This is a genomic window from Flavobacteriales bacterium (genome assembly GCA_016779995.1).
Taxonomy (GTDB): domain Bacteria; phylum Bacteroidota; class Bacteroidia; order Flavobacteriales; family UBA7312; genus UBA8444.
In genome coordinates this window covers 1-14,466 of sequence record JADHMO010000004.1, presented here as the reverse complement: position 1 = coordinate 14,466, position 14,466 = coordinate 1, and the positions used below count along the sequence as shown (strand labels likewise).

The window sequence follows — 14,466 nt, the reverse complement described above, 5'->3', positions numbered from 1 at the left end:
AATACTCTTAATTCATCAAGTCTTCTATTTCGTTTGCCTCTAAAGGAATGTTTGCCATTAGGTCAAACGGCTTGTCTTTAGTAATCACTAAGTCATTTTCTAAGCGAATCCCTAAGTTTTCCTCAAGGATATAAATGCCCGGCTCACAAGTAAACACCATGCCTTCTTTTATGGGTTTGTCAAAGTGACCAACATCATGAACATCTAATCCTAAGAAATGGCTAGTGCCGTGCATAAAGTACTTTCTGTAAGCCGGATTTTTGGGATCTTGCTTGTCAATATCGTGCTGGTCAATGAGTCCTAAGCCAAGTAGTTCAGATTGCATAATTAGTCCAACTTCTTTGTGATAGTCTCCCAATAGAACCCCTGGTTTGAGCATAGAGGTCGCTTGTTTCATTACGCTCAACACAGCATTGTAAACGTCTTTTTGTCGTTTAGTAAATCTTCCGCTTACAGGAATACAACGTGTCATATCTGAAGCATAGTTGGCATATTCGGCACCTACATCCATAAGAATAACGTCACCATCTTGACAAACTTTATTGTTGTCTATATAATGCAGAACACAAGCATTTCTACCCGACGCAATGATGGGCTCATAGGCAAAACCCTTAGATCTATTGATGAGAAATTCATGCATATACTCTGCTTCAATTTCATACTCCATTACACCTGCTTTGACAAAGTTTAACACCCGTCTAAATCCTTTTTCGGTGATGTTGCAAGCGTGTTGTAATAATTCAATTTCAAGAGGGTGTTTTACGGCTCTCAAATCGTGCATAATCGGTGCAGACTTGACGTATTCTTTCGTAGAGAAATTATTTTTGCACCAATCATTAAACCTATCGGTTTGGGTTTGTACTTTTGAGGATGAGCGGGCGTGTTCGTTAGAATTCAGATAAACGGTTTTGGCTTCTTGCATCAGTTCATTAAAAACATCTTCAAATTGGTTGTTCCAATAAACAGTGCTAACTCCCGATGTTTCAAAGGCTTTTTCTTTACTCAATTTTTCGCCTTCCCAAATAGCAATCAAGTCGCTAGTTTCTTTTAAAAATAGGATTTCTCTATGCTTAGGGTTAGAGCATTCTGGGAAAATAATAAGCTTACTTTCTTCTTGGTCAACACCACTGAGCCAAAATAAGTCGCTATTTTGTTTGAATGGCATAGTACCGTCAGCATTAGTAGGCATTTGGTCGTTAGAGCAAAAAACAGCTAGTGATTGTGCGTTTAGTTGAGCGGAAAAAAGAGCTCTATTATGTTCAAATAATTTTTTGGAGATGGGTTGGTATTTCATATCATTTAACTTTGTTGTAAAGATATGTACTTATCCTTTAATATTTAGAATCATTTTAAACTCGGCACATTTAGTTGCAATTCTGTTGTTTTTAATCAATTTGGGTGTTAAATTTGTACCTCCTTAAAAAACACACCAAATGAGTAAGTCGGTTTTGATAAAATCTTCACTAGCGAAAAAGTACTGGATGGCCGGAACGGGTCTATTTCTTTGTCTTTTTCTAGTGGGTCATTTACTAGGTAATTTACAACTGTTATTACCTGCTGAAACAGCATCAGATTCTTTTAATCTCTATGCAAAATTTATGACAACAAATCCTGTTGTTAAAATTCTTTCTTACATCACTTATTTTAGCATCTTGTTTCATGCTGTTGATGGTATTCTTCTAGTTGTTCAGAATAAAAAAGCACGACCAGTTCAGTACGCTTACAATAAGCCAAGTGCTAATTCTAATTGGGCATCTAGAAATATGGGGCTTTTAGGAACTATATTGTTGTTGTTCCTTATTATTCACATGCGAAGTTTTTGGTATGAGATGCACTTTGGCGATATTCCAACGGTTTTAATTGGCGGTGAAGATGTTAAGGATTTATATGCTATAACTACTACTGCATTTCAAGAGTTATGGTATGTAATTTTATACATTGTTTGTATGGTAGCTATTGCTTTCCACTTGTCACACGGTTTTTCTAGTGCATTTCAAACAATTGGAGCAAGTCATCCAAAATATTCACCCATTATTAAAAATATTGGCTATGCATTTGGCATTTTAATTCCTTTTGCATTTGCTATCATCCCCTTAGCCCTTTACTTTAGATAAGATATATATGAGCACATTAGACGCTAAAATCCCTGAAGGTCCTTTAAAAGACAAGTGGACTAAACATAAAAACGATATTAAATTAGTCAACCCTGCTAATAAGCGATTAATCGACGTCATTGTTGTTGGTACTGGTTTAGCAGGAGGTTCTGCTGCTGCATCTTTAGCTGAGATGGGCTATAATGTCAAATCCTTTTGCTTTCAAGATTCACCAAGACGTGCTCACTCTATAGCTGCACAAGGCGGAATCAATGCGGCAAAAAACTATCAAAATGATGGCGACTCTGTATATCGATTATTTTACGACACTATCAAAGGTGGAGATTATCGCTCAAGAGAAGCTAATGTATATCGATTAGCTGAGGTTAGCGCTAATATCATTGATCAATGTGTAGCTCAAGGCGTTCCCTTTGCTAGAGAATATGGAGGGTTATTAGATAACCGTTCATTTGGAGGAGTTCAAGTCTCAAGAACTTTTTATGCTAAAGGTCAAACTGGACAACAGTTATTGTTGGGGGCTTATTCTGCTATGTCACGACAAATCAACAAGGGTAAAATTACCATGTACAACAGACACGAAATGTTAGATGTTGTTATTGTTGATGGTAAAGCCCGAGGAATTATAGCAAGGAATTTAGTTACGGGTAAGATAGAACGCCATTCTGCTCATGCCGTTGTTTTGGCATCAGGCGGTTATGGCAATGTATTTTTCCTCTCTACCAATGCTATGGGTAGTAATGTTACAGCGGCTTGGAAAGCACACAAAAAAGGTGCGTTTTTTGCTAATCCATGCTACACCCAAATTCACCCAACTTGCATTCCTGTTTCTGGCGAATACCAATCCAAACTGACTTTAATGTCAGAATCATTAAGAAATGATGGCCGTATTTGGGTGCCTAAAAACAGCGAAGATGCTGAAGCAATCCGTAAGGGTCAAAAGACTGCCAATGATTTGTCTGAAGACCAAAGAGATTATTACTTAGAAAGAAGGTATCCAGCTTTTGGAAATTTAGTGCCAAGAGATGTGGCTAGTAGAGCCGCCAAAGAACGTTGTGACGCAGGTTTTGGCGTTAATGAGACGGGCGAGGCTGTATTTTTAGATTTTGCATCTGCCATAGAAAGATATGGAAAAGAACAAGCCAACATAAAAGGTTTAGATGAGAATGACGCTAAATTGGTCAATACTTTGGGTAAGGACGTTGTTAAGGCTAAATACGGTAACCTTTTCCAGATGTATGAAAAAATCACCGACGATAACCCTTATGAAACGCCAATGAAAATTTATCCAGCAGTTCATTATACTATGGGAGGCTTATGGGTGGATTATAATTTAATGACCAACGTTTCTGGTTTGTATGCTTGTGGAGAAGCTAACTTTTCGGATCACGGTGCTAATCGTTTAGGAGCTTCGGCATTGATGCAAGGTCTTGCAGATGGTTATTTTGTTTTACCATATACTATTGGAGATTTTCTAGCAGATGATATCCGAACAGGTACCATACCAACAGACTTGCCAGAATTTGATGAAGCTGAAAAACAAGTGACAGAAAGAATAGAAAAACTTATTGCTAACAAGGGAACCAAACCAGTTGATTATTTCCATAAAAAACTAGGAAAAATCATTTGGAATGAATGTGGCATGTCACGAAATAAAGAAGGCTTGTTAAAAGCAATAGACGAGATTTCTGCCTTACGTGAAGAGTTTTGGAATGATGTAATGGTTCCTGGAGATGCTAATGAGTTAAATCAAGAGTTAGAAAAAGCAGGTCGTGTAGCGGACTTTTTAGAGTTGGGAGAGTTGATGTGCAAAGATGCACTTGAAAGAGAAGAGTCATGTGGCGGACACTTTAGAGAGGAATCTCAAACAGAAGAAGGCGAGGCCTTAAGAAACGATGCTGAATACACTTTTGTGTCGGCTTGGGAATACGCTAAAAAACCATCTGAATCTCCTTTACATAAAGAAGTTTTAGAGTTTGAAAATATAGAGTTAAAACAAAGAAGTTATAAATAATTCGATATGAATTTAACGCTCAAAATTTGGCGTCAAAAAAACGCCAACGAAAAAGGTAAAATTGTTGAATACAAAGCAACAGACATCAGCCCTGACATGTCTTTCTTAGAAATGATGGATGTAGTCAATACAGACATTATTAATAGAGGCGATGAGCCCGTAGCTTTTGACCATGATTGTAGAGAAGGTATTTGCGGGAGTTGTTCAATGTATATCAACGGAGAAGCTCATGGTCCAGGTAGAGCGGTTACTACCTGCCAACTTCATATGCGTGAATTTAAAGATGGCGAAACAATTTATATAGAGCCATGGAGGGCAAAAGCATTTCCTGTAGTTAAGGACCTAGTTGTTGATCGTTCGGCTTTCGATAGAGTTATTCAGGCAGGAGGGTATGTTTCTGTCAACACATCGGGCAATACTATTGATGCCAATGCTATCCCTATCCCTAAAGAAGATGCTGATGATGCATTTAGCGCAGCTACTTGTATAGGTTGTGGAGCATGTGTAGCTACTTGTAAAAATTCTTCAGCTATGTTGTTTGTATCAGCTAAGGTCTCTCAACTAGCACTTTTACCTCAAGGTCAAGTAGAACGTGAAGAAAGGGTATTGAATATGGTTAACCAAATGGACTTAGAAGGGTTTGGAAATTGTACAAATACCGGTGCTTGTGAGGTAGAATGTCCTAAAGAAATTTCTCTTGAAAATATAGCTCGAATGAATAGAGAGTATCTGTCAGCCTCTCTAAAGTCTAAGAAATAGTCTAATTAGATGACTAAGCTAAGGATAACATTAGTACAAAGTCATCTGTATTGGGAGAGCCCAGAAGTAAATAGAAATCACCTTGAAGCCTTAATGTCTAAGGTAAAAGAAACCGATATTTTTATATTACCTGAATTATTTAGTACAGCTTTTAGTGTCAGTTGTCAAGGTGAGGCTATGAATGGCGAAAGTATGCAATGGTTGTCAAAATTAGCTAAGCAAAAACAATCAAGTATTGTTGGCTCATTGATAATAGTTGAAAATAGCAAAAAGCACAATCGCTTAATATGGATGAATCCTGATGGCACATATTTTCAGTATGACAAGCGTCATTTATTTGGTATGATGAATGAGGGAGATTATTTCGAAGCAGGGAAAGACCGACTCATTATTGATTTTAAGGGCTGGAAAATCTGCCCACTTATATGTTACGACCTTCGTTTTCCAGTATTCAGCAGAAATAATGAAAATTTTGACTTATTATTATATGTAGCCAATTGGCCAGTTAGTCGCATTGATCATTGGGACAAACTATTAGTGGCAAGAGCCATAGAAAATCAATGTTATGTAGCCGCCGTAAATAGAGTAGGGCAAGACATCAATGGCGTTGAGTTTAACGGGCATAGTTCCTTAATTGACTATAATGGACACCTTATATATAAGGAGGTTGAAAAGGAACAAGTAAAAACATTAACTATTGATAAGGCTGATTTATTGAAAGGGAGGTCAAGATTGCCCTTTTTAAAAGATATGGATTCGTTCTCTATTGATTAGTTTCCCATTCAATTACCACATCCCAGTTATCTCTTATGTTTATTTCTTTAGGGTAAAGCCAAACCTTTTCAGCAGCACGTTTATGGATTAGCTTACCACTATCCCAAATTCCGTTTTGATTTTCATCTTTTATTAGCCTTAAAGAGTACATACCTGCCTTCAAGGAGTCTATCGATGTTTTGTGTGTTGCCTTTATTCTACGAACAATATGATCATCTTTTAATAATTCAAGGACTAAGGGATAATTTGGCAGGGAGTCAACAACAAGTTTACCATAGCCAACCAATGAGCTGTCTTGAGCAATTGGCATAACAGTATCAGCTAGTGCTGTTTCGTCGAATAAGTACATTTCTATTCCCTTAGATTGGCTGACGACTTTTTTATCATAAAAGCCTACTTTCTCATTGGGTATTGTAAACTTTAAGTTGTTATCTAAGTCCTCTATGGCATATATATAAAAGGAGTCTTTAGCTAGATTTGAAAATGAAAATTCTCCAGCCTTGTTGCTTTTAACTACATATTTAGGTGTTTCTTTGTACACTAGGCTGTCCGCATCATTTTTGTATAGCCCTACCCAAACTTCCTCTAGGGGCTTTGATGTTTTGGCATCCCCAACAAATCCACTAATAGTTAAGGTGTCAATTGTATTTCCGGTAGAAAATAAATAGTCTAGCTCTTTGACAATATTGCCTTCATTGACGTCTTTTACAACTTCATCAAGGTTCATATAATAGGTAGTGTTTGCAATTAATTCTTTTTCAAAATTCACTGTAAGCTTATTTTTATTGACATCAATTTTCAAAGCATCTTTAGAGTAAGGAGAAAAGAAAACATTCTTTTTATCATTTATTTGAATTAGTTCATCAAAAATAAATGTAACATCAAGTCGGTCAAAGTTCTTGATTTTATTATTTGGAGTTATCTCTAAAAGTTGTGGAGGATTCATATCCTTAGGTCCGCCCGTCGGAGCTACAACATTAGCACAACTACATAAAAAAAAGACAGCTATATAAAAAGTATGTTTCATTGCTGTAAATATAGGTTTAAAATTAGGGGTGCAAAAGAAAAAAATAGAAGAGTAATTGTTGGAAAGTTTTAAAAACTATTTTATATTTATAAGCTCTAAACAATTGAGATATTGTTCGGAAACACCTTAACATGTTGATATTCAGTTATTTATACGTGTATTTATTGTGTTTCTTGCATTTTCAAAATGTTTAGAATTAACTATTTATTAACCAAAAACAAGTGTTATGAGTTGTAATTTTACAAAAAACTCTAGTTCATTTTATGGACTTTTACTTGCTGTTGTTTTTACGTTTTTTAGCGTAAACACAATGGCTGACACGGCATCACAAGATTTCTCGGTTTCGGGAAATGATGATGACCCTACTGTTTTAACAGTAAATGCGTCTGACATTACTGTTAACAATGGTGGTGAAATCAGTGCCGTAACACTAAGTACCGCTTCGCTTCAGGGAACTTTCTCTGATTATTGTGGTTCTTGGTATGATTTTACCCTTGTTGTAGACGGGGAAACAGTTGTTGCGAATGGTTGCGCAAGCGACATGATGTCAATTGATTTGACAGGCTTTACATCATTCTCAATAACTTCTGCTGATTCTGACGTTTATAGTGATTTCATCACTATTTCTGTTGGTTTATCAGTTGAATTCACGCCTTTAGCAGGTGCAGGATGTACTGATATGGCGGCCTGTAACTATGATGAAACAGCGACATTAGATGATGGTACATGTACCTACGCTGATGCTGGTTTCGACTGTGAAGGAAACTGTCTAGAAGGAACGTTTACTACAATTGACGTTCAAGAAATTTCTACTGGTGGCTGGACATATACCCTAGTGGGTTATGGTGGCTCCTGGTCTATGACTGATTTATCTACTGGTGAATCTGCTGCTTCAACATCTAGTGACAATGTATCAAATTGCTTCGCTGATGGATGTTACGAAATCAGTGGTTTTTCTGGTTCAGGAGGTTCTTATGCATTTGCATATAGCTTGAATGGCGGAGATAATATTACGCCTGGAGAATTTGGTCAAACTGGAACAGACTACATTGAAATAGGCGAATCTTCATGTGCTGCTTATACCGGCTGTACAGACATTTATGCTGATAACTTTGATGAAACTGCTCTAATTTCTGACAACTCAATTTGTGAGTATTCTGTAACTCCTGGTTGTATTGATATGACAGCGTGTAACTACGATCCAGCAGCTACAGTTGACGACGGGTCATGTACATTTGCTGCAGAAGGTTTCGATTGTGATGGCGCATGTCTTTCAGGCACTTTAGTTGAGTACTCATCTGGCTCATATGCGGGTGAAAATTCTTTTACAATTACTGATTGCGATGGAACTGTTCTAGCTTCTATGGCTTCAGGTTATGATGGATTTTCTTCTTGTGTTGAATTACCAGACTTTTATTTTGTTAATTTATCTGACTCATATGGTGATGGTTGGAATGGTGGCGCATTAACTATTGGTGGTGTTTCTTACACTATTGATGCTGGTGGTGCTTGGTCAGGATTTGATTTTGAATCATTTGCTCCAAATGGGAATTGTCCAAATGTTATTTATTCTGCTGGCTCATATGCGGGTGAAAATTCTTTCACAATTACTGATTGCGATGGAAACGTTCTAGCTTCTATGGCTTCAGGTTATGATGGATTTTCTGGTGCTGTTGAATTACCTGACAACTACAATATATCGCTTTTTGATTCTTATGGCGATGGTTGGAATGGTGGTGCATTAGTTGTTGATGGTGTTACTTACACTATTGATGCAGGCGGCGCTTGGTCAGGATTTGATTCTGAATCATTTCTTGTTGGTTCTTGCGGATTACCAGGTTGTACTGATGTAGCTGCATGTAATTATAATGCAGATGCAGAGCTAGAAGATGGTTCATGTACATATGCTACTGAAACTGTTGATTGTGATGGTAACTGTATAGTTGGTTCACCTGTTACAATTTCTTTAACAGATTCTTATGGCGATGGTTGGAATGGTGGTTCTTTGAACGTTGCAGGAGTTGAATACACTCAGGTAGGTTCTTATGGTTGGCCATATTCTGAACAAACAGAAACTTTTACAGCTTGTGTTGATTTAGACACTTGTATTGAAGTTGTCTTTACTGCAGGATCTTGGTCTTACGAAAATTCATGGTCTATTTCTGATGCTGATGGCAATGTACTTGCAAGTGGAGCAAACGAAAATGGCTTTTTAGGATGTCCTACAGGATGTACAAACCCTTTAGCTAATAACTTTGATCTGGAAGCAATTGTTGATGATGGTAGTTGTTTAGTTTGTTTAAATGGTGAAGAAGTTTCAGATTCTAACCTTCCTCTTGGTGAATTACCTGATGATGTGATTACAATTACTATCACTACCGGTAATCCTCCTTTCGCATATTCTGGTGAGATTCACTGGGAATTATATAACAACGGAAATGAATTAATCGTTGCTGGTGGTAACGCCTTAACTATTGGAAATACTTCCGCTGGTGGTTTTGCAAGTGGTGACTATGACGATGGTGAAGTTTACGAAAGAACTACAGGATGTCTTCCTGATGGATGTTATAAATTAATTACATATGACACTTATGGAGATGGATGGAACAACAATGGTACCTTTGGTGTAACTAACCAATTTGGCGCTGAATTAGTCCCAACTACTGTTATGGGGCCAAATGTTGGTTATGATGAAGACGGAATGGGTTACCTATCTTATCCTCAACAATTAGCAACTTACTTCTCAATAGGAGACGCAAGCTGTGAAACTTATGGTTGTACTGATGAATTAGCATCCAATTATGATGCTGAAGCAACTGTTGATGATGAGTCTTGTATCTATTGTGATGAAAACTCTGTTGATGTATCTTTTGCTTTCAACCAAGAAAACATAACTTCTGATGAAGTATATGTATATAATCAAGAAACAAATGACACTGTATTCTCTGTTGAGCCGTTTGAATTACCAACATGGGCAGGTAAAGACACATTAACTTGTGTACCTGTTGGATGTTATATTGTTTCAATGGGTGCTACATCATCCTCAGGATGGACTGACGGTTCTCAACTACAAATTCTGGATGATTTAACTTCAGACTACTTCTTATTAGAGGTTGATGGTGGATCATTAGATCTTCAAGTTGTTTCTATTGGTGGAGCTGTATGTACTGTATCTCCAGTAGGAGGTTGTATGGATCCATTATATGACAACTATAATCCAGATGCAACATATGATAACGGATCATGTGCTTACACTTGTCAAAACGCAGTTGCTTCAAATACTGTTTCTGTAGAAGAGGATGCTGATTCAGCTCCATATTCTTATGTAACTTCTGATCCTGCTGGATTTGGAGCCGTTGTTACTTTTGAGGTTACAGAATCAGATGCAGATATAATTTATCATATCTTCGATTGCGACTCAACTCAATTTACAAATTTCAATCCTAACTCATTAAGCATAGAAATTGAAGCTGGAGTTTCACTTTATTTTGCTGCTGTTGATGCATGGAATACTGATAGTGTTGGTACTATTGTTGCTACTGTAACTGAATTACCAGACTCTTTGTATTGGGGTTGTATGGATGAAATTGCTTGTAATTATGACTCTTTAGCTACCTATGAGCCTTCTGGTTCTTGTGAATTTGCTGAAGTTGGTCTTGATTGTGATGGTAATGAATTCCCAGCATATTTCGATGTTGAATTAGATTACTCTACTTCAGGGGATCTATGTAACTTTGCAAATGATTACAATGACGGAACAGTTGGTTTTGAATATCCTAACTCATCATGGACAAATGATGGTGGTGATATGGGTTATGCTTTTGTTTCAGATGGTAGCTCAGTATCAGTTTCTTTATCTGTAATAACGGGAGGCTCATGGACTGATGGTCAACTTAATATCTATAATGGTAACCCATTAGACGTCAATGAAGTAAGTACATTAGTAACTAATCTGTATCAGAATACTAATGTGGACTTCTCACTAAATACTATTTTCGAAACAGATTCTGGAAGTACTTATTTTGTAATACTTGATTCTGACAACTGGGATTGTTACGAGTTTGAATTATCAATCAACTCTTTAGAGGGTGTTGGTGGTTGTATTGATGAATTAGCATGTAATTACAATGATTCTGCTGATTACGACAACTTCACATGCGTATACCCAGCAGATGGGTTTGATTGTGATGGTAACTTTATTGGTTCTGCCTGCGGTACTGATAATGCTTTAACAGATAGTATTATAGTTGGAACAGGATACGCAAACAATATGTATCAGGTTTATGTTTATCCTTCAGATGGTGTTACTCCTGTAAGTATCTTATGGACTAGTGGTGATACTGAAAACAACTATGATGAGTTTGCTATTTACGATGGTGTCGGAGAAGATGCAATTAACTCTGCAAACTTAATAACTGAAATTGAAGATAATTTACCTGGACAATATGTTGAAGGCTTTGGTAACGGTCTTACTGTACTTTGGTCTAGTGATGGTTCTGTAAATGGTGATGAATCTTTCGGTAACCTCGTATGGGAAGTATATTGTGCTGATTTCATTTACGGATGTATGGATACTTTAGCATTAAATTATGATCCTCTTGTAAACATGGATGATGGCTCTTGTTCTTATGACTTCGTTTGGGGTTGTATTGATGAATTAGCTTGTAACTATGCAGATACTGCTGATGTGGATGATGGCTCTTGCTTCTATCCAGAAGAAGGATTTGATTGTGAAGGCGTTTGTCTAGAAGGATCAAATATCACGCTTTCTTTATTCGACTCATATGGTGACGGATGGAATGGCGGTACTCTAGAGTTAGACGGCGTTATTTATACTGTAAACTTCAATGATAACAATGGTGACTTTGCTATTTTTGAGTTGTGTCTTGATCTAGATGCATGTTACGATGTAACATATACTGCTGGTTCATGGTCCTCTGAAAATTCATGGACAGTTGCTGATTCTGAAGGAGTAATTGCTTCAGGTGGAAACTTCTCTGGTTTATTCGGATCTTGTGGTACATTTGGTTGTACTGATCCATCTGCATTAAACTATGATGAAACTGTTGATTTCGAAGACGGATCATGTGAATATCCAGTAGCTCTTGCTGTTGAATTAAATTACTTTGTTTCTTCGACTACTTGTAACCATGTTAATGATTATGATGCTACAAATACAGCGTCTACATCTACTTGGGTTGCTGGTGAAGATAATGGTTACTATTTTACTGCTGAAAATGGTTCTGTTCTGGTTAACTTAGTTCAAGAAGAAACAGGTACTGCTCAACCAGGATTATTCGTTTATGATGGCGATCCATTAGATTCAACTACTGTAGAAATAGCTCAAGCAACAGGTTTCTCTGGAAGTGACTTAAATCTTACGTTTAATACTAACGATAGTACTACTTACTACGTTGTTGTTGACGGTACTGCAACTTGGGGTTGTTATGGTTATGACCTAACTCTAACTCAAGTATACAGCGGATGTATGGATACATTAGCAATGAACTACAACCCATCGGCTACTGTTGATGATGGTTCTTGTGAGTATGACTTCGTTTGGGGTTGTACGGACGAATTAGCTTGTAACTACGTAGATACAGCTGATGTCAATGACGGTTCTTGTATTTATCCTGCTTCTGAGTTTGTAGATTGTGATGGTAACTGTTTATTTAGTACTGTAACTGTATCTCTAACAGAATCATATGGTGATGGTACTGCTGCATCAGTTTCTATGAACGGTAATGTGGTTGTTTCTGGTGTAGGAACTAACACTGCATGTGTTGATTTAGAAGGCTGTGCATCATTTACATATAATGGAAATGGTGAATACTGGACAGTTGAGGATTCATGGACTGTATCAGTTGATTCTGAAGTAGTAATTGATGCTGGCGGATATGGATTTTTATTTGGCTCAGAAACCATCGAATATGGTGCTAGTTGCGCTATAGCTGGTTGTACTGATATGTTAGCATGTAACTACGATTCATTAGCTACAATTAATAACGGTTCTTGTTCTTACGCACAAGCTGGATACGACTGTGATGGTTTATGTTTAGTTGATACTGATGAAGACGGAATTTGCGATGAATTTGAAGTTGCAGGTTGTACAGATCCTTATGCTACTAACTATGATCCATCTGCAACAGACGATGATGGAACATGTGAGGCATGTGAGGATAACTCTGTAGCTCTTGTAATGAATGATTCATGGGGAGATGGATGGAATGGTGCTACCTTTACTATGTCAAGTAGTAACAACAGTAGTATTTCTGCTTCTTTATATCCAACAAGTTACTCTTCTACTGAACAATTATGTGTACCAGCAGGTTGCTACGAAGTAACTGTAGGCGGTGGTGCATATGACTATGAAATTACCTTCAGCTTAGGAGATTACCTAGTTAATGTACCATCTGGCACATATTCTGATATTGCTATTGGTGGTGCAATATGTAACCCAATGGTAGTTAACTTCAGTGTTGACATGAGTTCAACTGCTCAGCCAAACATGACAGATTACGACAATGTTGTAATTAACGGTACTTGGAATGGCTGGCAAGGATGGGGAGTTGTTTTATCTGATGATGATAATGATAACGTTTGGACTGGTACTGGTGAATTTGATCCAGCAATTGGTCAATTCGAATATGTTGTAGCGGTAACAGGGCCTACTGATGGTTACTCCGGATGGGGTATGCAGTGGGGTGCTTGTGATGCTACAAACTTCATTGTTATTTTCGAAGATGAAGTATCTTCTTATACTGCGACTCCTGACTTAGATTGTCCAGAGCCAACTGTATTTAACGTTGATATGAGCTGTGCAGGTGTAGAATTCTCTACAGTACACTTAACTGGACCAATTTGGGGCTGGACGACTGATATAATAATGTCAGACGATGATGGTGATGGTATTTATAGTATTGCTATCGATGGCCTATCTGGTAACGTTGAGTATAAGTATATGGTAGATTATTGGGCAGGTCAAGAAGACCTAGTCGATGATATGGTTAACGGTGCTACTTGTGCTCCTATTACTGATTATGCTACTTATGCTAATCGTTTAGTTCCAGCGGGTTCGAGTACTAGTGATACTTACGGTTCTTGTAGTGAGTGTGGTACACCTATACCAGGTTGTACTGATGAAGCAGCAAGTAACTATAACCCAGCTGCCACAGAAGATGACGGTTCATGTGAATATTGTGATGCTGTAACTGTTAACTTTAGTGTTGACGCTGGTAACGTTGTTTCTGGTGATTACGATAACGTAGTAATTAACGGATCATTTGCTAACTGGTATGGTTGGGGTGTTACTCTATCCGATGAAGATGCAGACGGCATTTATACTGGTTCTACTACTGTAGAAGCTAACGTTGTTCATGAGTATGTTCATGCTTTAACTGGACCAGCAGATGGTTGGTCAGGTTGGGGTGTTATTGGATTTGCTCCTGAAGCTTGTCAATTAGGCGTTTCTGAAACAACAGGTGACCCATCACCAAACTACTTCTTCTCAGGAGAATGTGGTGAGGTTATTGATTTACCAACTGTATGTTTCGGTGAATGTACAGAGTGTGCTGAGCCTGTATTAGGTTGTACAGATGCTTCTGCTGATAACTTTGATCCAAATGCCACAGAAGACGATGGAAGTTGTACTTACTGTAGCTCATTTGAGGCGGTATTATTAGGCACTTCTGATGTTTCTGAGGCTGGTGCTTCAGATGGTAGTGTTCAAGCAACAGGTCAAGGTGGTTCTAACAACTACGATATTTCTGTTGTTGATGGCA

7 protein-coding genes are annotated in these 14,466 nt (G+C 37.7%); 5 read left to right on the top strand and 2 right to left on the bottom strand.

All coding sequences use genetic code 11. The annotated features are described in order from the left end of the window. Nucleotides 1–7 precede the first annotated feature (7 nt). Entirely contained in the window at nucleotides 8–1,294 is a 1,287-nt protein-coding gene (locus ISP71_03860) for an aminopeptidase P family protein (GenBank protein ID MBL6663221.1), read from the bottom strand. A 139-nt stretch (nucleotides 1,295–1,433) separates the two neighbouring features. Between ISP71_03860 and ISP71_03855 the strand changes: the two genes are divergently transcribed. Genes ISP71_03855 through ISP71_03840 form a run of 4 tightly spaced genes read left to right on the top strand, consistent with a single transcriptional unit; the run spans nucleotide 1,434 to nucleotide 5,658 of the window. Next, complete coding sequence (locus ISP71_03855; GenBank protein ID MBL6663220.1) at nucleotides 1,434–2,114, top strand: succinate dehydrogenase cytochrome b subunit; 681 nt, start codon at nucleotides 1,434–1,436, stop codon at nucleotides 2,112–2,114. Nucleotides 2,115–2,121: 7 nt separating this feature from the next. Next, the gene (locus ISP71_03850; GenBank protein ID MBL6663219.1) at nucleotides 2,122–4,125 is read left to right on the top strand and encodes a fumarate reductase/succinate dehydrogenase flavoprotein subunit; all 2,004 of its coding nucleotides are present in this window, start codon (nucleotides 2,122–2,124) and stop codon (nucleotides 4,123–4,125) included. A 6-nt stretch (nucleotides 4,126–4,131) separates the two neighbouring features. Continuing rightward, entirely contained in the window at nucleotides 4,132–4,884 is a 753-nt protein-coding gene (locus tag ISP71_03845; GenBank protein ID MBL6663218.1) for a succinate dehydrogenase/fumarate reductase iron-sulfur subunit, read from the top strand. 9 nt (nucleotides 4,885–4,893) lie between these two features. Further along, nucleotides 4,894–5,658: an amidohydrolase gene (locus tag ISP71_03840; protein ID MBL6663217.1), complete on the top strand. Its 765-nt coding sequence runs from the start codon at nucleotides 4,894–4,896 to the stop codon at nucleotides 5,656–5,658. On the opposite strand, the gene ISP71_03835 is transcribed toward ISP71_03840, so the two are convergent. Continuing rightward, nucleotides 5,648–6,685 (bottom strand): Ig-like domain-containing protein, encoded by a 1,038-nt coding sequence (locus tag ISP71_03835; protein MBL6663216.1) that lies wholly within the window; start codon nucleotides 6,683–6,685, stop codon nucleotides 5,648–5,650. The genes ISP71_03840 and ISP71_03835 overlap by 11 nt on opposite strands. A 310-nt stretch (nucleotides 6,686–6,995) precedes the next feature. Between ISP71_03835 and ISP71_03830 the strand changes: the two genes are divergently transcribed. Further along, nucleotides 6,996–14,466: hypothetical protein (locus ISP71_03830; protein MBL6663215.1), on the top strand; the 7,471-nt coding region annotated here is incomplete at its 3' end.